At 60.1% G+C, this 24,759-nt stretch carries 20 protein-coding genes; 6 read left to right on the top strand and 14 right to left on the bottom strand.

The annotated features are described in order from the left end of the window. Nucleotides 1-12: 12 nt before the first annotated feature. On the bottom strand, nucleotides 13-1,944 hold the full coding sequence (locus tag AC57B1_RS30625; RefSeq protein WP_496419575.1) for a putative bifunctional diguanylate cyclase/phosphodiesterase: 1,932 nt from the start codon (nucleotides 1,942-1,944) through the stop codon (nucleotides 13-15). A 336-nt stretch (nucleotides 1,945-2,280) separates the two neighbouring features. Here AC57B1_RS30625 and AC57B1_RS30620 point away from each other — a divergent pair, with 336 nt between their 5' ends. Further along, entirely contained in the window at nucleotides 2,281-2,619 is a 339-nt protein-coding gene (locus AC57B1_RS30620) for a hypothetical protein (RefSeq protein WP_091806055.1), read from the top strand. 314 nt (nucleotides 2,620-2,933) lie between these two features. After that, a complete protein-coding gene (gene trpS / locus AC57B1_RS30615; RefSeq protein ID WP_496419574.1) occupies nucleotides 2,934-3,962 on the top strand; it encodes a tryptophan--tRNA ligase in 1,029 nt (342 codons plus the stop codon). 51 nt (nucleotides 3,963-4,013) lie between these two features. Here the strand turns inward: trpS and AC57B1_RS30610 are convergent, their stop codons facing one another. From AC57B1_RS30610 to AC57B1_RS30600, 3 genes are all read right to left on the bottom strand, one after another. After that, nucleotides 4,014-4,325, bottom strand: coding sequence for a hypothetical protein (locus AC57B1_RS30610; RefSeq protein ID WP_091806046.1), 312 nt, complete (start codon nucleotides 4,323-4,325; stop codon nucleotides 4,014-4,016). A 203-nt stretch (nucleotides 4,326-4,528) separates the two neighbouring features. Then, the gene (locus tag AC57B1_RS30605) at nucleotides 4,529-4,963 is read right to left on the bottom strand and encodes a DUF1801 domain-containing protein (protein WP_496419573.1); all 435 of its coding nucleotides are present in this window, start codon (nucleotides 4,961-4,963) and stop codon (nucleotides 4,529-4,531) included. Between the two features lie 220 nt (nucleotides 4,964-5,183). Beyond that, the gene (locus tag AC57B1_RS30600) at nucleotides 5,184-5,987 is read right to left on the bottom strand and encodes a helix-turn-helix transcriptional regulator (RefSeq protein WP_496419572.1); all 804 of its coding nucleotides are present in this window, start codon (nucleotides 5,985-5,987) and stop codon (nucleotides 5,184-5,186) included. 152 nt (nucleotides 5,988-6,139) lie between these two features. Between AC57B1_RS30600 and AC57B1_RS30595 the strand changes: the two genes are divergently transcribed. Next, the gene (locus tag AC57B1_RS30595) at nucleotides 6,140-7,267 is read left to right on the top strand and encodes a DmpA family aminopeptidase (RefSeq protein WP_496419571.1); all 1,128 of its coding nucleotides are present in this window, start codon (nucleotides 6,140-6,142) and stop codon (nucleotides 7,265-7,267) included. Nucleotides 7,268-7,323: 56 nt separating this feature from the next. Then, the gene (locus tag AC57B1_RS30590) at nucleotides 7,324-8,424 is read left to right on the top strand and encodes a polyamine ABC transporter substrate-binding protein (RefSeq protein ID WP_496419570.1); all 1,101 of its coding nucleotides are present in this window, start codon (nucleotides 7,324-7,326) and stop codon (nucleotides 8,422-8,424) included. A 71-nt stretch (nucleotides 8,425-8,495) separates the two neighbouring features. On the opposite strand, the gene AC57B1_RS30585 is transcribed toward AC57B1_RS30590, so the two are convergent. Together AC57B1_RS30585 and AC57B1_RS30580 are read right to left on the bottom strand one after the other, a co-directional pair. After that, on the bottom strand, nucleotides 8,496-8,939 hold the full coding sequence (locus AC57B1_RS30585) for a hypothetical protein (RefSeq protein ID WP_408341816.1): 444 nt from the start codon (nucleotides 8,937-8,939) through the stop codon (nucleotides 8,496-8,498). Between the two features lie 468 nt (nucleotides 8,940-9,407). Continuing rightward, complete coding sequence (locus AC57B1_RS30580; RefSeq protein ID WP_496419569.1) at nucleotides 9,408-11,537, bottom strand: EAL domain-containing protein; 2,130 nt, start codon at nucleotides 11,535-11,537, stop codon at nucleotides 9,408-9,410. A gap of 359 nt (nucleotides 11,538-11,896) precedes the next feature. Here AC57B1_RS30580 and AC57B1_RS30575 point away from each other — a divergent pair, with 359 nt between their 5' ends. Beyond that, entirely contained in the window at nucleotides 11,897-12,556 is a 660-nt protein-coding gene (locus AC57B1_RS30575) for a LemA family protein (RefSeq protein WP_408341812.1), read from the top strand. 49 nt (nucleotides 12,557-12,605) lie between these two features. Here AC57B1_RS30575 and AC57B1_RS30570 read toward each other — a convergent pair whose 3' ends face one another. Then, the gene (locus AC57B1_RS30570) at nucleotides 12,606-13,742 is read right to left on the bottom strand and encodes a porin (RefSeq protein ID WP_496419568.1); all 1,137 of its coding nucleotides are present in this window, start codon (nucleotides 13,740-13,742) and stop codon (nucleotides 12,606-12,608) included. A 305-nt stretch (nucleotides 13,743-14,047) separates the two neighbouring features. Then, nucleotides 14,048-16,231 (bottom strand): FUSC family protein, encoded by a 2,184-nt coding sequence (locus AC57B1_RS30565; RefSeq protein WP_408341809.1) that lies wholly within the window; start codon nucleotides 16,229-16,231, stop codon nucleotides 14,048-14,050. Between the two features lie 315 nt (nucleotides 16,232-16,546). On the opposite strand from AC57B1_RS30565, the gene AC57B1_RS30560 reads away from it, so the two are divergent. Further along, nucleotides 16,547-16,876: a DUF4148 domain-containing protein gene (locus AC57B1_RS30560; RefSeq protein ID WP_091806018.1), complete on the top strand. Its 330-nt coding sequence runs from the start codon at nucleotides 16,547-16,549 to the stop codon at nucleotides 16,874-16,876. A gap of 183 nt (nucleotides 16,877-17,059) precedes the next feature. On the opposite strand, the gene rpoD is transcribed toward AC57B1_RS30560, so the two are convergent. From rpoD to hpnJ, 6 genes are all read right to left on the bottom strand, one after another. Next, the gene (rpoD, locus tag AC57B1_RS30555; protein WP_496419567.1) at nucleotides 17,060-18,913 is read right to left on the bottom strand and encodes an RNA polymerase sigma factor RpoD; all 1,854 of its coding nucleotides are present in this window, start codon (nucleotides 18,911-18,913) and stop codon (nucleotides 17,060-17,062) included. 303 nt (nucleotides 18,914-19,216) lie between these two features. After that, nucleotides 19,217-20,377, bottom strand: a complete 1,161-nt coding sequence (locus AC57B1_RS30550) for a porin (protein ID WP_496419566.1) — start codon at nucleotides 20,375-20,377, stop codon at nucleotides 19,217-19,219. A gap of 279 nt (nucleotides 20,378-20,656) precedes the next feature. Further along, complete coding sequence (locus tag AC57B1_RS30545; protein WP_496419565.1) at nucleotides 20,657-20,959, bottom strand: DUF4148 domain-containing protein; 303 nt, start codon at nucleotides 20,957-20,959, stop codon at nucleotides 20,657-20,659. A gap of 553 nt (nucleotides 20,960-21,512) precedes the next feature. Then, nucleotides 21,513-22,478, bottom strand: coding sequence for a lysylphosphatidylglycerol synthase domain-containing protein (locus AC57B1_RS30540; RefSeq protein WP_408341801.1), 966 nt, complete (start codon nucleotides 22,476-22,478; stop codon nucleotides 21,513-21,515). Then, nucleotides 22,475-23,326 carry a hopanoid biosynthesis-associated protein HpnK gene (gene hpnK, locus AC57B1_RS30535; RefSeq protein ID WP_496419564.1) on the bottom strand — a complete coding sequence of 284 codons (852 nt, stop codon included), beginning with the start codon at nucleotides 23,324-23,326 and terminating at the stop codon, nucleotides 22,475-22,477. Before hpnK ends, AC57B1_RS30540 begins: the two co-directional genes overlap by 4 nt. Then, on the bottom strand, nucleotides 23,323-24,744 hold the full coding sequence (gene hpnJ / locus AC57B1_RS30530) for a hopanoid biosynthesis associated radical SAM protein HpnJ (RefSeq protein ID WP_496419563.1): 1,422 nt from the start codon (nucleotides 24,742-24,744) through the stop codon (nucleotides 23,323-23,325). Before hpnJ ends, hpnK begins: the two co-directional genes overlap by 4 nt. Nucleotides 24,745-24,759: the final 15 nt, after the last annotated feature.

Here is a 24,759-nt window from a genome sequence, read left to right as displayed (position 1 = left end):
ATTGATGAGCGCTCATTCCTTCGCGGAATGCGCGGCGGCCTTTTCTTCGATCCGCGCGATCTCGTGCCCCTGCACGGGCCGGCCAAGCAGAAAACCCTGAGCATGCGTGCATCCGCACACGCGCACGAAATCCAGCTGTTCCTGCGTCTCGATGCCCTCGGCCGTGGTCGGCATGCCGATCTCCCGCGCCAATGCCACGATCCCACGCACCACCGCAGCCGATTCGCGGCGATGCACGGACTCCTTGACGAAAGAGCTGTCGATCTTGAGCTTGTCGAACGAGAAACGCACAAGGGTCGACATGGTGGAAAAGCCGGTGCCGAAATCGTCCAGCGCAAGACCAATGCCCAATGCCCGCAGCCTCGCGATATTACGCCGGGTCACGACATCGTCGTTCAAGAGTACCGTTTCCGTGACCTCGATATTCAGGCGCTGCGGCGGCAGCCTGGTCTTGCGCAGAATCCCCGCGACGGTCGACGCAAACGACTCCTCCCTCAATTGCACAGGTGAAACGTTCACGGCGACGGTGACCTTGTCGCGCCAGGTCACCGCTTCCGTGCACGATTGCAGCAAAGCCCACTGCCCCAACGCCAGAATGAGTCCCGTACGTTCGGCAGTGGGAATGAATGAGGACGGCGGGAGTTCGCCGCGGGTCGGGTGGGTCCAGCGAATCAGCGCCTCGCGTCCTGACACTGCGCCGCTGCTGAGATCGACGATGGGCTGATACTCCATGCGCAAGCCGCTGAACGAATGCAGCGCGCCTTCCAGGTCGCTGCGCAGAAGGCTCAGGCTTTCATCCGACGCGTGCTTGCCCGCATCGAAAATGGCGTACGCACTCTTGCCGCTGCGTTTCACGGCATACAACGCGCGATCGGCGCAAATCAGCAATTGCGGGCCGGTTCTCGCGTGCTCGGGATAGAGCGAGATCCCCACGCTCGCGCCGATATGCACCAGCGCCTCGCGCAGCGCGAATGGGCGCGCCAGGGTCTTGACGATGCGGTCCGCCAGAATCCGGACGTCGCGGGCCTGCCCGCCACCGTCGGAAAACGCGACGAACTCGTCGCCGGCCAGTCGTCCAACGAGCTCGCCGCCGGGCAACACTTCGCGCAAGCGAATCGCCGCTTCCTGAAGGATCTGGTCGCCGGCGGCATGGCCAAGACTGTCGTTGATCGCCTTGAATCCGTCGAGATCGATCAGTAGAACAGCGAACGATTGGCCTTTGCCCAACGCTCCTCTCTCTGTGCGCTCAAGCAGCAGCTCACTGATACGCGTGCGATTGGGTAAGCCCGTCAGGCTGTCGTGATGGGCGAGCCGATGGCTGCTTTCCCGTGCGAGGAGTAATGCGACCGTATCGCGATTGCTGCGCAGCGCGACCGTAAAGAAGCCTGCGGCGCAAAAGGGCGCCTGAAACAGCAACACCAGTTTGCCGGAACCAGGAGACAGCGCCGCGCCGAGAGCAAGGGGCGCCAGAATGCACGTAATCTGCAGCATGACCAGCCGGGGCGTGCCGGCATTGCGTCCGGCCAATCCGCCAATCACGCCCACGGCGCAAACGTTGCCGAGCAGGAAAAGTGTTTGATCTCCGCTGATATTGCAAAGCAACGCGCCGAAACCGAACAGCATGCTCCAGAGCAGGCTTGCGAACAGAAACGCGGATGTCGGTGTTGGCCGCCCCTTGGCGCTACGCGAGGAGCACAACCAGATCAACGCGAGCCGTGCGATCAACAATGCGACAACGGCGGCGCCCCAGCCTGCGTAGAGGGGCTTGGGATGAAGGAAGTATGCGGTCGCGCAGACGCTGATTTCACAAACGGACGCAAACACAATCGACGAGGTTCGCGTGAACAGATTCGCAAGCAATATCTGCCGATTGTCCGCGCTCAGGTTCTGAGAGGAAGAGACAACCCACTCGAAAAATGGAGACCTTGGTTCGCTGAAAGCCATGACCTACGCATCTTTGGTGGTGGATGGGCCGAAAACGGCTTGCATTGCAATTATTACGCAACCATAAAGTAGCAGGTTTATTCGACTGAGGAAATGGCCACGGTCGCCGGGAAGAAGAAATAATGACGCAATGGCGCGGCTTCTTGACGGCGATTCAGCGCGCGCTCACGGCATGCGCTTTAACCGCACGCTGCGCAAGAGCGATGAAGCCCGGCATTCACGGTATCGTCCAAGGCCTTCTGGACGGGTCGAGTATCGATGTACGATGCCGTATAGTGGATGCACCGCTGATCTCCAGCGGACTGCCCGGACATTGGCGCGATGGGGGACCACACAATGACAGTCGCAAATACATCGATGCACGTCTCTCACGAACCCGTGCCGGAGTCGCTGCAGACCCTGGTCGAATATCTCGAGCTTTCCCTCGACAAGGCGGCCAGCGTGGTCATGACGCGCCATACGAACGACGCTTGCACCATCTACCTCGGCGATCCGGCCGGCCTGCTCGAGGAAATGAAGAAGGTCGGCACAATCTCCATCCCGCTCGCCAATGACATGCTGGAGCTGACCCGCTCGGGCATCAACGAGATGGAAATCGGCGGCCAGGCCTATCGTTTTGTCCGCACTTTCACTCAGGTCGAGAACGCCGCGGCCGTCGTTTTCTCCGCGGCTTAGGCGGTAACGCGCAGTTCGGCGGCTTCGCGCGGGGAAGCCGTCTGCACGCTCCGGGCGGGGGTGTTGAGAGAACGGCCGCGGCGCCGGGCTGCGACATCGTCCGGTGCGTGGTTGGCGGCATGGCGATCCGCCGCGTTATACTCCGTTCATGGATACGAAGCCGATCACGCTGAGCTGTTGATGGCGCGCCTGACTTAGGCGGCCCGTTTCCACTCGTCCATCGAAACGTGATGCCGCCAGTCCTGGCGGCATTTTCGTTTCTGCGCGCTGACGGCTGGTGGTATCGACAAAACGCAGAACGCAGACCCCAGACCATGACAGACGCAAACCAGACCACGAACCCGCCCATTATTCTCACCGGCGACCGCACGACCGGACCGCTTCACCTTGGCCACTACATCGGCTCGCTGCGCTCGCGCGTGCAGCTTCAGCACGAAGCCCAGCAATTCCTGCTGCTTGCCGATGCGCAGGCCATGACCGACAACGTGGGCCGTCACCAGAAAGTCACGGAAAACGTGATCGAGGTGGCGCTCGATTACCTCGCCGTCGGCATCGACCCGGCCAAGTCGACCATCTTCATCCAGTCGCAGGTGCCGGAGCTGGCGGAATTGACCCAGTATCTGCTCAATCTCGTGACGGTCGCGCGCCTCGAACGCAATCCCACCATCAAGGCGGAAATCGTGCTGCGCGGTTTCGAGCGGGACATCCCCGCCGGCTTTCTGACGTATCCGGTGAGCCAGGCCGCGGACATCACGGCGTTCAAGGCGACGCGCGTGCCCGTAGGCGACGACCAGTTGCCGATGATCGAACAAACCAACGAACTGGTGCGCCGTTTCAACAACACGGTCGACAAACAGGTGCTGGTCGAATGCGAAGCGGTGCTCTCGCACGTCGCGCGGCTGCCTGGCATCGACGGCAAAGCGAAGATGAGCAAATCGCTGGGTAACGCCATTACGCTGGGCGCAACTCCCGACGAAATCACGAAGGCCGTGAACAACATGTACACGGACCCCAACCATTTGCGCGTGAGCGACCCGGGCCAGGTGGAAGGCAACGTGGCGTTCGCGTTCCTCGACGCGTTCGAGCCCGACGTACCAATGGTCGACGAACTGAAGGCGCACTACCGCCGCGGCGGCCTTGGCGACAGCGTGGTCAAGCGCGTGCTGAACGAACGTCTGCAATCGATGCTCGCCCCCATCCGCGAGCGCCGCCGCGAGTTCGAAACCGACCGTGCGGAGGTCCTCAACGTCCTGCGCCGCGGCACGCTGCGCGCACGGGAAGTGGCAGGCGCGACGGTGGCTGAGGTGAAGGGCGCGCTCGGCCTGAACTATTTCGAGAACTAAGCGGCACGTGGCGGCGAGCCGCCCGGTAGCCGGGCGCCTCGCCTTGCCGGCCTAGGGTTTGCCTTTCAGGGTGAACGGGGCCAGCAGCGACTGCACATCGATCTGCTGCCCTTGAAGCAGAAGCAGCCTGGCGTGAAGCACGGTGTTTTCGAGCACAAGCTTGGCGGTGCTGAGAAGATACAGCGCATGAATGTCGGAGACCGACAGGTTGCCGGCTTCCACCTGGTGGTGGCGCTCGACGAGAGAAGTCATGACAAGACGCCTGAGTTCCTGCTCCCCGAAAGGAAGATCGGCGTAGTCGATCGGGTCGTCGGCTTCGACCTCTCTCAGCATGTCAACAAGCGCTTCCGTGCTCACTTCCATGATTCGGCTCCCACGTTGTCGGTTAGGAACAGCATAGCCAAACTACGTCGCGCAACGCTCTCAGACTAACGGGTCTAATTGTGGGCGTCTAGTGTGACGGATTGGGTTATGCGGTCCGCGCAACGTTGGATGTCGACGGTATTCGCGAGAGGTGGTGAGGCTTGATCGCGCCGGCGGGATACCACGTAAGCATAGCCATAGCTTCAGGCCTCGTCGCTTTTGTCGGCTTTCGCCCGCTTAGTCGCAGGCGCTTTCTTCTTCAATTTTCTCTGGTTGTAATCAATCGCGGCACGGATGAGTTTTTTTAGAGTACGCGCCTCGACCTTGTCGCCCTCGAAGAAATCGATTGCCCGTCGTGCGTTGCCTTCGAGGCCTGCGTTGAAGAGCTTGTCGGGATCCGCGAGGCTCGCTCCGTTTGCAAACGTGAGTTTCACCTTGCCTTTGTGGGCGTTAGCGACCGCGATCATTCCATCCCGGTACCACACGGGACTGCCCATCCACTTCCATTCTTCGACAATCTCCACGTCGGTCTCAAGAATGATCTTGCGGATACTGGCGAACGTTTTTCCGCGCCAATCCGTTAGTTCTGCGATCAGCTGATCGATGCGTTCCGATGGATTCGCTGGATCTTTATTCATCGAATTCTGGTCCCGTTTCGTAGAGCCGCAATGCTTGGAGCGGCGGCATTGTCAGACGAGTCGGCACGCCGTATCGGCCTGGATATGACGCGCCGACCTACGCGCCGACCTTATACGCAAGGCGGTTCGGCGTGGTGACTACAACCGATTCTCGACGATTTTCCTTGTGCTGTCGAATGGAGAGTCGGAGAGGCACTCGCCGCATAAGAACATCCTGATATCAGAGCGCTTCCGGCTCTTTGTCAAGGATGAGCAGGAATAGCGTTGCCTGCGACGATATATCCAGTTTCCTATAGAGATTTCGCCGGTGAACCTTCGCGGTCGCAGGCGACACCCCAAGCAACCGCGCCATATTCTTGGTCGAATGGCCCGCAAGGATCATCAGTGCGATTTCAATCTCACGATTGGTCAGCGATTCGGTGGAGCGCTTGCGCAAGGCCTGTTCGAAATGAAGGCGTCGGTCGCTTTCCGCCGTCGTGCCTGCAGCCGGCGCGAGCGCACCGGCCTGCGCCGTCACGGCATGGCACATCAATGGAATGATCCACGCGCTGTAAAGACAGAGCGTGCCGATTTCGGAGGAATTGAAGCGCCGCTTGCTGCCTAACGATAGCGACAATGTCCCGCCGCCCGGTAGCGGCGCGAGAAACTGCACTTCATCTTCGAGTACGTTGATCGAAAAATAGCGGCGAAAGTACTCAGTCTCGCGGAAGTGATCCGGCGCAACTTCGTCGAGACAATACACACCTGGGCTGATTGCACCCAGACTGAACTGGTAGAACGGATCAAGCAAATAAACGCCGTTCAAATATCCGTGAAATAGCTCGTCGTGTGGCTCGCGGGTCTGAGTCTCCGCAATCAATCTCGGCTTGTCGCCACTCCAGAAGATCACCGCCACCCAATTGTCGAAGTGGGTCACTCCACGCAATAGATCCGTGAGCGCAGTCCAGAACTGCTTGTCGTCGAGTTTTTGAACCAGGCGTCCAAGCCGTTGATGAAATGCCACGTCCGACACGTCAAGCTGCATGTCTATCTCCTCCAACTACCCCTATGAGGGTAGATCGCACTGTCGTTCTAGCCCTTCGGCCTGATGTTCACCCGCAGCCTCGCGCCCTAGTATCGCAGTACCCCGACGCATACGCGTGGACGGGCGGTTCGCAGCGATACAGGAGCAAACCTATGGGTGTCAGAAACATCGGCGTTCGGATCGGTCACGGCATGCCCGGCCCGTTCAACGCCATCACCGACGTGCAAGGCGTCAGAGTCGGTCATCGTACCCTGGTCGAAAACCGGGAGGACATCACGATTCGAACCGGTGTCACGGTCATTGAGCCACGCCCTGGCATGGCGCGGCTCGAGCCATGCTTTGCCGGCTGCCACATACTCAACGGAAACGGCGACGCGACCGGTCTGGAATGGATTCGCGAGTCAGGTCTGCTGTCCACGCCGATCGCTTACACCAACACGCACAGCGTCGGTGTAGTTCGCGATGCGCTAGTCGCCGCCGAGCGCTCATCGGTCGGCGAAAGCCAGTACTGGTGCATGCCCGTCGTGCTGGAAACTTTTGACGGCGTGTTGAACGACATCTGGGGGCAGCATGTCACCGCGGCACACGTTCACGAAGCGCAGGCGCAAGCAGCGAGCGGGCCAGTCGCCGAGGGCTCGGTCGGCGGTGGTACCGGCATGATCTGTCATGAATTCAAAGGCGGTATCGGAACGAGTTCTCGCAGACTGGAAGCGCATGAAGGGGGCTGGACGGTTGGCGCGTTGGTCCAGGCGAACTACGGCCGCCGCGAGGCACTTCGCGTAGCCGGATATCCCGTTGGCGACGCGTTACGGGAAGTGCCCTCGCCATTCGGCGCGCGCCAGAGAGGCGTGCCGGGGATGGGATCGATCGTGGTGACGCTGGCCACCGACGCCCCGCTGCTTCCGCATCAATGCGACCAACTCGCGCGACGCGCGAGCATTGGGCTCGCTCGCGTGGGCGGCGGTACCGAATATGCGAGCGGTGACATCTTCGTCGCTTTTTCAGTGGGTAACCATGCTATCCCGCCTGCGGATTACGGCATGGCGGGCGAGCGTCTTATGAGCGTGCTGGGCGTCAACGGTGATTTCATTTCGCCGCTCTTCGTCGCCGCTGCGGACGCCGTTGAAGAGGCGATTCTCAACGCGCTATTCGCGGCCGACGATATGCATGGACAAGGCGTTCATGTGCACGCGCTCGGCGCGGCGCGGCTTCTGGAAGCGCTGAAGCAGGCTGGTTGGCGCCGTGACTCGCATCCTGTCATGCATCAGTTCGCCGGCTGACCTGCTTCGCCATATCCCCGTTAAGCAAGACACCTGACTACTACCGGAAGGGCACTATGTCTCCCCGCTATCTCATCACTGGCATTCTCACCGCGGCAGGCTTGATGGCCATGAGCGCACATCATGCGAAAGCAGACGAACTGAACGTCTACAACTGGTCGGACAATATCGCGGATGACACAGTTTCGGGTTTCGAAAAGGAAACGGGCATTCACACGCGCTATGACGTCTACGATGGCGACGACACTTTGCAGGCGAAACTGCTTAGCGGTTCATCCGGCTACGACGTGGTGGTGCCATCGTCCGCATATGCTGCCAGGCAGATCGAAGCGGGCGTCTACCGGAAACTCGACAAGAGCAAGATTCCCAATCTGGCCAATCTGGATCAAGGGCTCATGAAAATGCTTGCGTCAGCCGATCCGGGCAACCAGTACACGGTGCCGTGGTCGTGGGGCACGGATGGCCTTGGCTACAACGTAACGAAAGTGACGCAACTACTCGGCAAGGACGCGCCATATGACAGTTGGGACTTGCTGTTTAACCCGCAGTATTTATCCAAACTCAAATCCTGCGGCGTTTCCGTACTCGACTCGCCCGAGGATGCATTCTCGGTTGGGCTGATCTACCTGCATAAGGATCCGAACAGCACAAACGCTGCTGACTACCAGGCTGTCTATCAGTTGTTCAAGACGATTCGACCTTATATCACCCAGTTCAATTCCTCCGGCTATATCAACGACCTCGCCAATAACGATGTCTGCCTCGCGCTCGCATGGTCGGGCGACGTCGGGATTGCCAAACGGCGAGCGCAGGAGGCGCATCGTGCCTACGAAGTTCGCTACGTGATTCCGAAAGGCACGGCCGTGCTGTGGTTCGATCTGATGGGTGTACCCAAAGACGCGCCTCATCCAGAAGCCGCGATGCAATGGATCAATTACATCCTTCAGCCTAAAGTCAGTGCGGCGATTACCAATCACGTCTTTTATCCGAACGCTAACGCTGCGGCCCGTACTTTTGTCAATGCGGAGATCCTCTCGAATGAAGCGGTCTATCCGAGCGGTGAGCGAATGAAATCGCTGGTGCTGTCGTTACCGCTGCCGACCGAGATTCTTCGCCTGGAAAACAGGTTGTGGACACAGCTCAAAGCAGGACGCTGAGCGCGCCCCGAAGACCATGACATTGCCGCTCTGTTCGTGAAGCGCTCACGCGCATCGCCGACAGATAAGAATCAAGCGCTTTTGTCCCGTAGCGACGCGACATATTGCCTGGCTGCCTCGTTGCCGTGCGCGACTGCGCGCGAGGCAAGAGAAAACCCCAACTGCGTTTCATGGGCAACCGCGCTGCGATCGTCGTCGAAAACTTTTGCAGCGCGGCGCATGTGCTGCGCGGCCTGCGTGTGAAGTTCCGACGCGGCGGCATGATGTTTTGCGGCAGTCAAACCGCTTTCAATGGACCCTGCCGGCAATGGCGCGCCGGTATGTTTGGCGGCGAGATTGGACTCTGCGATGGCAAATAGTGCATGGCCTTGCGCCAATACCGCCTGGTGGGCGGCGTGATCGTAATCCTTGCCCGCCTCGTAATACTGCGACGCCTCCCGGTGAAATCGCGCTGCTTGCTCATGATGCGATGCAGCAGCGTCGAGGTGTTCCTTCTTGCTTTGCTTGGTATTCACGGCAGATCCTCCGATAACGGACTGGCTTCAAGGTAGCCGACTGCTCGCGGAAGGGCAACCGGGCGGAATCCATTATCGAAAGGTACTCTCTCCTGCGGTGACGTGGGCTTTTGGGGGGCGGCGCAGCCCTTATCCGTGCTGCCCGACCGAAAGCGAATCCGTCCCGGCGTTTGAGATTGCACGCTGCCCCGCCAACGGCGAGACGCTTGCCGCAAACCGTCAATGCGGGTTTGATCGCAAAGTGCCTGACGCCGACTCGAACATGCAGAGCGATCCGGCTCTTCTCGTCAAGACAAAGAGCACAAGGCATGCCATCGCGCTAGCCGTCTATCGGCCTTGACGAATCGGGAACGCACGGAGTTTTCTCTGCTGGCGCCGAAGCAGTGTGCTGATGCGCTGCTTGCGTGGGAGCAGTGGACAGCACGGTAGCGGCTGACTGTCTGATCGCGGTCGGGGAAAAGCGGCCGCTCACGCCGCTGTCGCAAGAATCGCTTCGACGACCGCTTCCCTTGCGAGCAGGTAAGCGTCGCTGCGCGGTCCATGGTTGATTGCGGTATCGATAAAAGCGCGCTTGGCGGATTGATCGGCGAAGCCGGCCGGAAAGATCGAATCCATATCGGAGAAGAAAGTCGAGAACGGGCAGATCTGACAGGCGGACGCGAGCGGAGCTTCCGAAAGCGTGCCGCCGGCGTTCGACGCAGACGCCGTATTGCTGATATCAGCCAGCCGACTCAATGCGTGCCGGTCCTCGGACACGAGATGCAGCCGCTCCTCCCAGATCAGCAACTGCGCCAGCTTCACGAATGCGCTGTTGCGATCGAGGCCATGTGGCGGGCGTGGTGTACTTGGGCGCGTCGCCAGCCAGTTTGCCAGCTGGTCGGCGGCCATCGGCTCAGCGATCGCGTAGCCTTGCACGGAATCCGCACCTAGAATGCCGATCGCGTCGAGCAGATCGACGTGTTCGATACCTTCGACCACCACCGACTTCCCGAGCGAGTGGCCGAGTCTCGTCAACTGATAGATAAAGCGCAATACGCTATTGGCATCCTGGTCTGCGAGGTTCGTGATGTTGCGATCAATCTTGATCCAGTCGAACGGCAACTGCCGCAGACGATTCAGGCTGCTGTGACCGGAACCCAGGTCGTCCTCCGCGAGAATCACGCCCAGTGCCTTGAAGCGGTTCAGTGCCTGCAGAACGTCGTTGCTCGCGGGCAGATCGTCGGTTTCCAGCACCTCCAGCGTGAGAACACGCGGTGTGCAGCCGTGCTGCGTCAACGCGTGCTGCGTCGCCGCGAAATACCGGACATCGCTGAGTGCGGCGGGCGGCAAATTGATCGAGACGGCAAGGTCGATGCCGTCCTCCAACCACACATTTCTTTGCGCGAGCGCCTGGTTCAGGCCGCTGACATAGAGGTCGAAAAAATCGTTCGACGACATGACTGGAAAAAATGCGGCCGGACTCAGAATATGTGCGCCGTCACGCAGCCGGGCGAGTGCCTCGATCTTCGTGACCTCCCCCGTCTTGATGTCGAGCAAGGGCTGGTAATACATCAGCAACGCGTCAGAGTGGAGAAGCTCGGTCCAACGCTGCCGCTGCGTATAGGGAACGGTGCGCGTGTGACCTTCGAAGTTCTCGATCCTGTCGATCGCCAGCCCCAGCAGACTCTGGAGCATGGCAATGAACGCACTCTGATCTTCAGACGAATAGCCTCCGGGGTACGGACTGTAGAGCGAAAGAATGGCCTTCGCCGTCTTGCCCGGCTGCCGCAACGGAATGGCAATGCTGGAGCGAAAACCCGCTGTTTCGGCGCGCTCCCGCCAGGGCTCCATGCTCGGATCCGTTGCAATATCGACAACCCGGTGCACCTCGCCGCTGCGCCATGCGCGCCCTGCCGGCCCCTGCCCTTGCGGCTGCATCGGGTCTGTCGTGATCTGCTGCTCGCTGCCGGCCTCGACATGCGAAACATACGTGCGGATCGCCCCGCCCGACGCGGACTCGAACCGAAACACGCCTTGTGAGTCAGGGCGGCCAACAGAACATCCCGCGACTTCTTCGTGCCGGCTAAGGAGATTCACCGTGAGGCCGATCAGTTCGGTATAAGTTTCGGCCTCCCACGCCACACGTGTGAGCGACATGAGAACCTGCTGCCGCGACGCCTGCACCTGTTGATAGGCCTCGGTCTGAAAGGCGAGATCGCGCGTCAACCGGCGCGCCAGCAGCGATAATGCCTCGTTATGCTGCGCCGTATCGACCAAACGACGAATCTCAGTCGAGAGAATGATCCGGCTGCGCACCAGTTCTTCGCGATCGAGGCCGACAATCGCGTGCACGCGACCCACCCGCAACGCCATTTCACGATGTTCCCGTGCAGTCAGATCGGGGGACGCCATCTTCAACAGCGTGTCCTGCTGCTTCGCTTTCAGGTGTTCCAGTTCGTCAGGCGACAGCGCTTCGAGAATGGCTTTCGACCTCGGTAGTGCGGCCAGTTTCAGATAAAAGGCATCCACTATGTCCGCGGCGTGATCGGTCATCGCGCTCAACAGAGCGCTGAAAATGAGCCGGCGCGTTGGATCGTAAAGGTCCGCTTCGTCATCCATCAAATGATTGATTGCGCCGCTGCTTTGCGCAGGATTCACCATAAGCTTGCAGTCTCTTCTGTCGGTGGTGCGACGCATGTCCGGCGATGAGCACCGGCGCCGACAAGGCGGTTTCGATGAGACGGCCGCATTCCCAGCATCGCATGAATGGATGTACGTGAACCCTATCATAGGGCATCGACGTATTCCCTCATGGCAAACGCCATATTCAGCCATATTCAACGATGCAGCGCGTCGCGCTTGATCGTAGTCAAACTCAACCGCGCCGCTTCGTCTAACCTGGTCGACGCAGTGGATTATGGGGACGACGCCGCACGGCGACTGCTCTTTCAACCTCTGGTCACCCGAAAGGAATCGCAATGACAGTGGCGCTGATCGCAGCGTTCAATGTAGCAACCCGATCGTTCACGAAAACGGTTTGCTTCATGGCTGCTGCCTTCGCACTTCTGGCAGCAGGCGGCTGCGGAACCTATATTGCGCCGCCGAACGACGCCGAACTCAAGGCATCATTGAGCGAGGTGCTGGATCTCTATTCGCAACGGCTCCGGCTCGTCGCGCAGGTGACAGAAATCGCACAGGCCAAGCTGAAACGCGGGACGTCCGTACTCGCGGCGGTGGCGAGTGCCCGCGCCCAGATCGTCGCCATGGAGGCCACGCCCGCGCTGGCAAATCATCCCATTGCATTCGAGCGTTTCGACGTTGCGCAAAGGCAGCTCACCGAAGCGGTGTCCGCGCTGATGGTCGAAGCCGAATCCGAGCCGCGCCTCAATTCGGATGCCACGTTCCGTGCGCTGCAGGGCAACCTAGCCCTTTGGGCGACACGCATTGGTGACGCTCGCACGCGTTACGACGAAGCGGCCCAGATCTACAATGCGGCATTGCACACGTTCCCACATAACATCGCGGCAAAGTTGTGCGCCGAACACGACAAACCTGTATTCAGCGTGGCGGACCGTCGACCATCGGGGAGCCTGCCGCACATCGATTTCCGGGAGCTGCGTGGTGCTCTACGCGTCTAGCCGCCAAAGGCACCCCACATGTCGCCGGCGATAAGCAAGCGGCGTCGCGTTAGAAGCGATGACGCAAACCGACAGCAGCGACGAATTGATTCGCCCCCGAGGCGCGAGAAAAGTTAGAAATCTGGGCGCCTTGAATACCCGTTCCTTCTAATTGGTTCGCACGCTGGTATAACGCTTCGGCATATACGTCCGTTCGCGGTGACAGGAAGTAAGTGTTCAACAGCCCGAGCTGGTGCCATTTCGGATAGCGCACGCCAGTAGGCGTGTCGAAGCGGCCGTATGTAAACACGTAATTTGCCGAGACATGCCACTTAGGCGTAATGAAGTAGCGCAAGTTGATTTCGGCATTCTCGAAACGGATGTCGTCGTGTGGCAACGAAATGGCCGTGTCGGCGACGTTGTTGATCGACGTCGCGTTGTCGAGCCGCGTCTCGCTCAGCAAGAGTCCGACGAGTGCGTTGTCGTACCGGTAGTTTCCTCCCACCGCATACGTTCGTTGACGGTCGGCGTTAAAAGGCGCACCCGCCGGCTCAGCACCATTCGTGTTGGCGGTGGCGAGATTCGAAGCGTGGTTGAACTGGAAGTAACCTGCGCCCACGCGCATTCCGCCATAGTGGTAGCTGGCGCCCAAGCTGTACTCGCGGCTATCGTCAAAAGCCCCGGCCTTGTTTGAAAAGCCGTACGTTCCGCCGAAAGTCAAACCGTGAAACTCCGGGCTCGAGTATTTGACCGAGTTGTTCGTACGCGTATAGTTATCCAGATTATCGTTGTCGTACGGATGCGCAAAGGCTGTTCCGCCGTAAGCGGTCCCACCGAGTGCGAAAGGCTCGACGTATTGAACCACCGCGTCGAACTGACGGCCTAACGTAACCGTCCCTGAACGCTTCGAGGCCAGCCCGACGAACGACTGGAACCCGAACAGCCGGCCCTGCTGCGCGGCTGTGCCCGTCATGACGGAAAAGCCGTTAGTCAGCGTAAAGAGCGCATTCAGGTCGCTGGTAATCGGTTCTTCGCCCGTCAGCGCCCAGCGGCTGATGTTGACGTCGCCGTTCTTCGCTTGCCAGGCCGACCGATGTCCCGACGCGTTGCCTGCATCGCTAACGTACGCAATCCCGGCGTCCATCGATCCTGTCAGCCGCAACGAAGCTTGCGCATGCACGAATGGCGACGTGATAGCCAGAACCACAGCAACTCGCAACCGCGCGTGACGACTCGCACCGCGGCGGTGTCCGCGTGTGTCCCCGAAGTGCGCGGAAAGCGCAATGGCTCGGCTTCTGGCCGATTGCCTGTAATTGTTCATTGAATGACGCGTAGGGTTGGTATCGATGCCGGTCCGTGGTCTCCATGACCTGATTTCAATGGCATTCGATTGTTGAGCGAATATGGCGCTCGACTTTTTACCACCGCGCTATCGCGCCCATACAGGTGCCAATGTGTAAAGCACTCTTCCACCACACGGCGCTAATGGCGATACGCAACGCGTCCCCGCCCTCAGTCGCGCGGAAACGGCGCGTCGCGATCCAGTAGTGCGGTCCGAACGAAATGCAGGCAACCGATTATCCTCAGCATGCGATAGCGCTCCGCCGTATGGGGTGTCAACTCCTCCAGCCGGATCTGCGCCGTACTGATCGCCACGTTAACGGTCGCGAGCGCGCTTCTCAGATGCTTCGCATTGGGTTGATCGAACAGCACCGGCAACGCGCGCACCGCCAGATCGATCGACGCAAGCCAGCGAGGCTTCGGCGACCGGCCACTCATTTCATTCGCCTGTTGCAATTCGCCACGCAGGTCGATGGCCGCGTGCCCCACTTCGAGCGTGGCGAGCATCCATTGCAACGCGTCGCGATGTCGATGCGATTGCGTGATGAGCAGCGTGCGCAGTTGCGACATCAGGTCGTGCGTGCTCGACTGAAAGCGCCCGTCGAGTCCGGGCAGTGGCGCGGTGCATGCCATTGCGACTTGCCCCCTCAAGTGACGCTTGATCTTCTCGACGAGCCAGGGCATTTGAGGCGGAAAGATGACCGCGAACGCAATCGCGCAGAGCAGCATCGACGTGAGAATTGCCAATCCGTTGTTCATCAGAACGTCGGGAGCGTAGTCGATCACATTGTCGGGCCCGGCGAGCAAGCAGAAAAACACTGCGAAGCCGACACCGTATGCCGCAGTGGACCGCCGCGCCGTGAGGAACGCACCGAGGCCGAGCGGCAACAGAAGCGCCGCGCACAAGAGCGGAAACCCATCGATGTTCGGATAGACGTGAGACAGGAACACGCAGCCGAACAGAATCGAGAGCGCGGCTCCAGCTGCAATCTGCAAGGTGAATTTTGGCGGCACGGGCGAGGTCGAACTCAGTGCGCAGGTGATAGCCGCGCCCGTCACCAGAAAGCTGCCGCCCGGCCAGCCGGAAGCGATCCAGAACCAGCTCGCGGCGCCGACCGCCAATACCGTGCGAACGAATGCGAGTCCAACAACATACGGACTGGTTTGTGGTTCGTACCGTACGCGCGACCGGTCAAGCGCATGTTTGCGCGAATTGGCCAACGAGAGGTAAATGTCGAAATACGACAGGAATTCGCCGGCGAACCGGTGAACCAACTCCATTGCGGTGACGTAATCCAGCATGGAGCGTGGCGCGACCCGTTCGATCTCCCGCTGCGTTTCGCGCGCACGCCGCGCGAGACCGCTCTGGAAACCCTTGATTCGCTCCAGTAGCTCCGACATGTCGGCCTCCCCCTTTTGCAGCTTTTTTCCGACATCCACGAGCAACACGGATAGTTCGTCGAGAAACGGGGAAATGGCGGCGATCGTTTCTGCCGCGCCGCTGCTGTGCAATCGTTTGAGAAGTTGGTGCAGCGCATGCAGGCGGGCGCACGCATTCATGAAGTCGCTATTCAGTCGCGCGAGCCTTGCCGCCCGGGCACGCATGTCGGGGTCTTCGTACGAGGCGAAGGTGCGGGTCGCTTCGAATCCGACGATCTCGTCGACAAGTGCGGCAAAGCGCTTCTCGAACATATCCGCCGACGACGCCGTCGACAGTACGCCGGCTGCAAAATCCGTGAACTCGATGGTTCGCCGCTTCAACGTGCGGAATAAAGTGGTCGTCGCCTTGATCGGGAAGACGAGCGCGCTCACCGCAGTCGAACACAAAATACCGATCGATACCTCGGCAGCGCGTGTCAGCGCGGCCAGAAAAATCGTGTTCGGCTGCATCAACGCAGGGACGCCGATCAGCGCCGCCGTATAACCGGCGAGCACGAAGCCATACCACCGAAAGTGCCGGTTTCGAACCGCCGCCGCTGTGCACAGCCCAATCCAGCAGGTCAGCCCGAACAGATACAACTCCGGGTCCTGCACGCAGACGCCCGCGAGCAGAATCGCAAACACGGTGCCGACAGCCGTGCCAATTACCCGGTAAAAACTCTTCGCGAGCACCATTCCGCTGACGGGCTGCATCAGAACGAAGACCGTCGTCATTGCGGTGCGCGGCTGCTGGAGGTCGAGCAGCATCCCGATGCCGAGCGCCAGCAGCGCCGCCGCCACCGTCTTGAACAGGTGCAACCAGATCAGACCGTCATTGAGCGCCCAATGGGACGACGCCTTTCTCGCCAGCCTCAGCCAGCGCGAAACCTCGTTTCTTTGGCTCAATGAGGGACTACGTGAATATCGGAGGTCCATAGGAAAACGCGGCGGTGGTTGCCCTTTACGGAATTGAACCGCGTCATGGCTTCGTCCGTCGCCAAGGGAAGAATGTCCATTCTAGGACCGCCAAATACGCGTATTAAGCGGGCTCTTAGGGAACCTCCGTTGTCGCCAGGGTAACAATGCGCCCGTGCGGCCCACGTCATTCACCCGCTTACGGCCCGGGAGAGATCAGCAGGCTCGCTCGATCTATCCTCATCCACCAAGGGACCATTCCACCCGAGGCGGCTAATTTATTACGTCATCCTTTATAAAATGGGTCACATCAATCAAACACAGATGAGGTCAGTCATGTTCAGGTCGCTTTTCCCGGTTGTTGCTATCAGCGCCATTCTTGCGGCACCGGCAATTTCGTTTGCACAACAATCCGATCAGCCGGTAACGCGCGCCCAGGTGCGCGCCGAACTCGTCGAACTTGAAAAGGCCGGCTACAACCCGGCGCGCGGCGAAGATCCAACGTATCCCGCCGACATCCAGGCCGCGGAAGCCAAGGTCGCCGCACAAAAGGCCTCGGCAGCCTCGTACGGCGGCTCGACGGTCGGCACCTCGGCAACAGGCACGAGCCGCGCCGCGGTTCCGGCGGCCAGCCTGGATAGGCAGTCGCTTTACACCAAGCATTAAGGACAGACCGTGCGGAATGGAGGGCGCAGGGCCGCGAGGGTCACTGCGCCGCCAGCGTTGCTGGTCGCGTATGACTGCGGCTCGCGGCGAACGGCTCATTTGCGTGCCATCAAAACCAAACAAATACTCCAAAGCGAGCGCGATTGGCCGCATACCATGCGGCTCAATCTGTCGCCAAACGGCTCAATGTTCGAGATAGCCTTTTAAGGTGTTGATCCCGTCGGAGTGACGCAGTTTCTGCAATGCCTTGTTCTGTATCTGGCGCACCCTTTCACGGGTCACGTCGAACTGATCGCCGAGTTCTTCCAGTGTGTGTTCGGAAACCGCATCGACGCCGAAGCGTAGCTTGATCACCTTCGCCTCGCGCGGCGTCAGCACACCCAGCGCCGCGTCGATAGCCACACGCAGATCGGCTTGCAGCAGGGCGTCGAGCGGGGCGAGTGCGGAGGGATCTTCGACCATTTCGCCAAGCGTAGTGTCTGCCTCCTCGCCGATCGGTATATCGAGCGAAACCGGCTGTCTCGTGACTTTCTGCACGTTGCGCACCTTGTCCTCGCTCATGCCCAGGCGCGCCGCGAGTTCGCTGGAACGGGCTTGCCGCCCCGTTTCCTGACGCATTTCGCCCGCCACCCGCTTGACGCGGTGCATGGCGTCCGCCATATGGACCGGCACTCGTATCGTGCGGCCATAGTCCGCAATCGCTCGCGAAACTGACTGACGAATCCACCAGGTGGCATACGTCGAGAACTTGAAGCCACGCCGGTACTCAAAGCGGTCCACTGCCTTCATCAAGCCGATGTTGCCTTCCTGAACCAGATCGAGCAACGGCATGCCGCTCTGCACGTATTTCTTTGCGACCGAAACGACCAGCCGCAGATTGGCTTCGATCATCGCGCGGCGCGCTTCCTGAAGCGCGCGATCCGCCACGTTCATCCGTCTGCTGATCCGCTTGAGTTCCTGCAGCGACAAGCCTTCGCGCGCCTCGATCCGGGTCAGCTTTTCCTGCTGGCCTTGAATCGAAGGCGCGCAGCGCATCAACGCCGCACTGCAAAGTGGTGCCGCGGCGGCCGCGCGTGCAAGCCAGCCGGGATCCGTTTCGCTTCCGACGAACGTACTAATGAACACGTCGCGCGGCATGCCGCTTTGATCCACGGCGAGCCGCAAAACGTTTCTCTCGATGCCGCGAATCTCCTCGACCGCCTGCCGGACTTCGGCGCTGAGTTCGCCGATTGTGCGTGCACTGAAGCGAATCTGTCCGACTGTGGCTGCGATCAGCGCGAGCATGGCCTGTACCCTATCGCGCTGGCTGATTCCTCCCGCCACCGCTGCCCGCCACAAGACAAGCCGTTCGCGTACCTGCGAAAAGATCGCCTTGCAACTCGCCGTCAACCGATTGATGCGGGCTTCGTCGGCCTCGGCCGTGGCGCCTGGTTCATCGGATGCAATGCCGTCGTCGGCCTGCCCTGACTCGCCAGCTTGCAATGTCTGGAGCGCCTCATTGGCGCATGGCTCGAAGATTCCGTCGACCAGATCGTCTAAATCGAGTTCGCCGGATGCAACACGATCCGCGCGCGCGAGGATCGCCTCGATCGTGGCGGGACGCGAGGCGATTACCTCGAGCATCTCTCGCAAGCAAGCTTCGATACGGCGCGCGACGGCAATTTCGCCTTCGCGCGTCAAGAGAGGGGTTGCGCCCATTTCACGCAAATAGGCGCGCATCGGGTCGGCTGCCGGTCCGGGTTCGGATATGGCGATGGTCAGCGCCGTGGCCGTTTCGTCTTCGGCGACATCGTCGGGCGCCGATTGCTGGGCGGCGTCGTTCAGCAAAAGCGCGTCGCAGGCCGCAGCGGTATCGCGCACAGCAATACCCATGTCGCCGAACGCCTTGACGATGCCTTCAATGGCGTCCGACTCCGCGACGCAATCCGGAAGGTGGTCGACTATCTCCGTGTGGGTCAGGAAACCGCGCTCCTTGCCCAGTTTCATCAGCGCGCGTAACTGTATTTCCCTTGAATTCTGTTCCATCGACACTTGCACCGCTTTCTCCATCCTGGCTGCATGCCTCCACAAGCAAGGTCGACGCGCGTAGCCGCATGCGTTGGGTGGCGCCGACGCACTGGCGCGGGGCCAGATGAGCGCTCGCGCCTTTATGCTTCAGGCAAAAATTCTAGAAGTCTTGTACGGGTAGATCAATCGGACATCGAAAGAACCTCAGTTCCAGATTGGACAACAATGGTTCTGTACCGGGGCCCGCGGCAATGTACGAATACCCTCCGCCGGCGCCGGTCAGGGCGGCGGCGAAGGTGGGGACTTGGCATCCGGCCAATTCACACAGGTGGCTTAGAACATGTGCAACAAGGCAACGCGATAGACCATCTGGTTACGTCCAGACGACACGTCGGCCGAACCTGGAATATTGGCGAAGTCGAAGTCAGTGCCCGTGTTCGCGCTGATCGCGTGTTGATAGGCTCCCTCGGCAAAGACGGATGTCCGCGACGACAGATCGTAATTGAGCTTCAGGCTAAGTTGATGCCACTTGGGATCGAATTGCCCGACCGTCGACGAAAGCCGCGCCTGTGTGTACGTGTAGCATGCGCCGAGATAAAGCGCGGGGGTGAAGTGATACAGACCGCTCACTTCGAAGTTATCGAACTTCCACGCGTTCCATGTGCCGCCAGGAGGTTGCGTGGTGCCCGTGAAGTACGCATTCGCCGTCGGATCATAAACATCGACATGCGAATACGCGAGACCGACGAGCGCCTTTCCGATCGTGTAGTTGACGCCAATGCCGATGTTCTGCTGCGACCGGGCGTTGAATGTATTGTCGCTGGTCACCGCGCCGGACGAATTGGCGGGCGCAACCACGGCGGAACTCGCATTATTCAGCTTGAGATACGAGGCTCCGATCTGCAGGCCGCCGTTCTGGTACTGCGCACCGAAACCATACAGCCGGTTATTCGAAAACCCGCCCGCCTGATTGCTGAATGCGTACATGCCTTCGGCTGTGAAACCATGAATGGTCGGCGTAACGTATTTGATCGAGTTGTTGACGCGGAACGAATAGTCGGTGTTGTCGTTGTCGTAAGGGTGCGCGAAGAGATATCCCGTCCAGTTACCGTTCGCTGTCATCGGCGAAAACATGTCGACGCTCGGGTCGTATTGCCGCCCCACGGTCAACGTGCCGTACTGGTCCGATGCAATGCCCACGAACGCCTGGCGGCCGAACTCCCTGCCACCTTGCCCCATCTTGCCGGTGTTCACGTCAAAGCCGCTTTCGAGCTGGAACACAGCGTGATATCCAGCGCCGAGATCTTCGGTTCCCTTCAGACCCCAGCGGCTTCCGTAGTCATACCCGCTTTGCATCTGGAACGCGTCATGCCCTCGCGCGTTGGTCGTGTAATTGAAACCATCTTCAATCTTCCCGTAAAGCGTCACGCTGCTTTGCGCATGTGCGGCTGTCGCAAGCGTGATTGCGAACATCGCCACGCAGATTCGTTTCATCACCACCGCTAATCCCCTTCCGTTGAATGGTTTGAATACCTTCGTTTTTTGTCGACCAGCAACGCCTTCACGCGCCACCGCATGAAGCCATTCGATTGATCGATGCCAAACGTTAAGTGATCCAAATTTCTTCGCGTATCAGCGAAAGCGGAAGAGTCCTTTCCAACCTGCGCAACAACCTGGTTTGGAGAGGTGAATCATCGGCAAGCAGGCCGCCGGCATGCGTCGTTGTTGCCGAACGCACAACACGGTTCTTGCGCGTTGGCACGCAACAAGCAGTTATTTTCGGGGTCCTCCGGACTCCGACGTACCCTGATCATCTTCACCATATCCGGCCTGTGCGCCCGTCCGGCCGGCCGCATGACGCGCGGCCACTACCGCTTCCGCGGCAAGGATGTCGTCCGGGTAATGCGGGTCGCTGCCCGCGCCGGGGTGCCACCCTGCCAGTTCCAGTTCAACCAGTTCTGCTCTTACCTGAGCACGCGTAAGAGGCGTGGTCGATTGTGCGAACGCGAGTGCGGGAATAGCGGCAGCAAGTGCGACGAACGCGCTGAGCACGCCATGTTGGAACGTAGACTTCATGTTGAACGGCCTCGTGGGACGTAGTGGTTTGAGCGACAGCCAGTGTTGCTATTGGCTGGCGCAGTCTATCCATGTCCTCTCGAATCGGTAACCGTCGCGCCTGGAAAGTATTGTTTCCGAAAACGCGCTGTTTCACACAAAGCTCGCAATAGTGGCTGCATGTGCCATGCAAAGTCGTATCGGCGGCATGGCAACGACCAGGCGGTGGCCCAACCTAGCGCACTGCCCAAACAAAACCACAGTCTTTGCACACGACAATAGCCGCCAGCGCAGCCTCGATCTGCGCTGTTCGCGCTTGCTCATTGCTGGAAAAGCACAGCGACTCGCACATGTCACCCTCGTACGCATACGTCAGATCGGGTGAGTCGCATAGGACACATTCCGCAGGGACGCCTCCTTGAACGGAGCGTGCGCCCATATCACGTGAAGGAGCGGGCTGAACTGGCGTTTGCGTCATCTATGCTTTTCTACCTTGATTGTGTGTGTACTGTGCTGCTGGCGCGGCTTGATTTGCCGCAACGAACATCGAAGCCGATAAGATATCGGCTCCGATTCACCTCACGCGCCCGCGCACGATTTCCGCCGCCTGCCATGAAACAAGCGCAATGCAGCCGAATGTTACCTCGCGTGCCCGCTTGACGAGTGCCAGCGATAGCGCTGTCTCCCGATCCACGCCGACCACCAGCGCGAGAAGCATGACCGCTGCCTCCTGCACACCAAGACCGGCCGGCACCATGAACGCCGCGTGACGCACGGCTTGGGTCAAAGCTTCGATTGCCAACGCGCCGCTCACCGACACCGGATGCCCCAGCATGGACAGCGCCCAATATGTCTCGAGCGCGCCCACAACGTAGCCGGCGAATTGCCAGAAGAAAGCGCCCAGAAGCAGGCCTGTGCGCGACATCAGTGCGTCGATATCCGCATCGAGCCGCTTTCCGTCGATATCGCGCAGCAAGGGGTGCGCGTGGCCCAACAGTCTCGCTGCGAAGCGTTCGATCCTGTGAAATAGCCGGCCACGACGTAGGAGTACGGCCGTCAGGACCGGCAGCGGCAGTGAGAGCCCCAAAGCGAGCCCGATCGTCTTTATCGCGCTGACTTGATGCGTGGATGTGGCGATCAGTACGAGCCCAAGCGCGGCAAACGCGTATTGCACGGCCATCGTGACCAGCACCTCGACGACGACCGACGCACTGACCGCGCTCGCGTCCCGGATGCGCCAGCGTGCGAGACCGATCCCGACGAATTCGCCGCCAATGCTCGCGACCGGCAGCAATCGGCTGACCGCCTCGCGCACGGTCGCGACCCACCAGAGAAACGGCAACGAGGCCCGCTTGCCCAGCAACAGATACCACGCGTAGGCGTCGAGCAACAATGGCAACGCGTGTAGCGGCAGCAACCACAGCAGCCCGAATCCGGCTTTAGCGATGACGCGCATGACATCGCCCGCACCTTCATGCAATACGAGCGCGATGAGTATCGCGATGCCGAGCGGCAATCCTATCCAACGCAGCCATTTCATGTCGATTGCACGCGCCTTGCGAGCAAATCGACAAAACCGCCCCGCGTCGCGCCCGCGGCACCGATCGCCTCTGCCACGCGCGGGGATAGCAGCGCGTCGAGTTCATCTGCGTGACGGTACGACTGCATGCCGGGCGTCAATGGAGCGTCGCCCGGTGTGGCAGGGTGACAATAGATTTCGCCGACACCGCCAGGCAGCCCTTCGAGCGCGGCAAGCCAGGCCGATTCGCTCATGCGCCCGGTGTCCGCGAGTCCGACCACATAGTCGTTGTGTGCGATGCCGGCGCGGTCGAGCCGGCTGCGCACCAGGCTCATCCATGGCCGCAACCAGAGGGGTGCATCGCGTTCGATCGGCAGACGCATCGCGTGCATTCCGAAGTCGCGTCCGATTTCGATGATCAGCGAGAGCACGGTTGGATGCAGGTGAAAATGCTTGTGCGTGTTGACGTGATCGAGTGGCAAGCCGGTCTTCACGAACGCCGCGAACTGCGCGCGAATTTCGAGAGCAAGCTGTGCGCGAACGTGTGGTAGAAAATAGAAGCGGAAGCCGTCGCGCACCATGTTGCTGCCGAACCGGCCTTCTGCGTTCACCAGTGCGGGAATCACCTCGCGTGGCAGTTGAGCCGTGCCATCGGCGAGGACAAGATGCAAGCCGACGCACAGCTGGGGAAGCGAGCGGGCGCGCGCAACTGCGTCCTCGGCCGCAGGCGCGCCCACCATCAGGCTCGCTGCGGTCAAGACGCCGTGCCGGTGGGCGAGTTCAACCGCTTCGTTTACGCGAGGATGCAAGCCGAAGTCGTCGGCCGTGATAATCAGCATCCGTTGACGCAAGCGATCAGTGTCGTTCATGCCTCGTGCGCGCGCAGGAAACGGAAGAATTCGACGCCTTCACGCAAGCGCCGCTTCATCATGTCCCAGCTCGTCAGCATCTCGCGCAGGATTTCCCAGATCTTCGACGGCCGGAAATAGAAACGCTTATAGAAGTTTTCTAGCTGATGGTAGATCTCGTCGCGCGAAAGATGCGGATAACCGATCGCCGCGAGCTGCACGCCCGACTTGCTGACGAGGTTGATCACCTTGTTCTCTTCGAGCCAGCCGTTTTCAACGGCCTCGTTGTAGAGCCTGGTGCCGGGATACGGCGCGGCGAGCGACACCTGGATCGTGTGCGGATTGATCTCCTTGGCGTATTCGATCGTCTTCTGGATCGTGTCCTGCGTCTCGCCGGGCAGACCGAGAATGAAAGTGCCGTGAATCTTGATGCCGAGCTTGCGGCAATCTTCGCTGAAACGGCGCGCGATGTCGGTGCGCAGACCCTTCTTGATGTTCAGCAGAATCTGGTCGTCGCCGGACTCGTAGCCGACCAGCAGCAGGCGCAGGCCGTTTTCCTTCATGATCTTCAGCGTCGAGTACGGCACGTTCGCCTTCGCGTTGCACGACCACGTCACGCCCAGTTTCCCAAGACCGCGGGCGATTTCCTCGACGCGCGGCTTGAAATCGGTGAACGTGTCGTCGTCGAACATGATCTCCTTCACTTCGGGCATGTTGTCGCGAATCCACTTCACTTCGGCCAGCACGTTCTCGACCGAGCGCGTGCGGTAGCGGTGGCCGCCCACGGTTTGCGGCCACAAACAGAACGTGCACTTCGAGCGGCAGCCGCGGCCCGTGTAGATCGACACGTACGGATGCTTCAGATAGCCGATGAAGTAGTTGTCGATCTTCAGATCGCGCTTGTAGATGGGCGCCACGAACGGCAGCTCGTCCATGTTTTCGAGGATCGGGCGCGCTTCGTTGTGCTCGATCGAGCCGTCGGCGGCGCGATAGCTGAGGCCCTTGATCTGCGAGAACGGTTTGCCTTCGGCCACTTCCTGACAGGTGAAGTCGAATTCTTCGCGGCAGAGGAAATCGATCGCCTCGGTGGCAACCAGCGAATTGTGAGGATCGACGGCGACCTTCGCGCCCACCATGCCGATCAGTACGGAAGGCTTGCGCTTCTTCAGGTCTTCGGCGAACAGGGCGTCGGTCGGAAAGGACGGCGTGCTGGTGTGGATCACCACCAGATCGTATTGCTGCGCAATGTCGAGCGTTTGATCCACCGACAGACCATCTGCCGGTGCATCGAGCACGCGGCTATCGGGCACGAGTGCCGCGGGCTGCGCAAGCCACGTCGGATACCAGAACGAGCGGACTTCGCGTTTGGCCTGATAGCGCGAACCCGCGCCACCATCGAAGCCGTCGTACGACGGCGCCTGCAAAAAAAGCGCTTTCATGATTGCTCCGGCAAC

It is taken from the genome of Paraburkholderia sp. BGA-UO-ETr-F21, assembly GCF_059567925.1.
The sequence above is the reverse complement of the archived record's forward strand: the minus strand, read 5'-3'. Positions and strand labels throughout refer to the sequence as shown.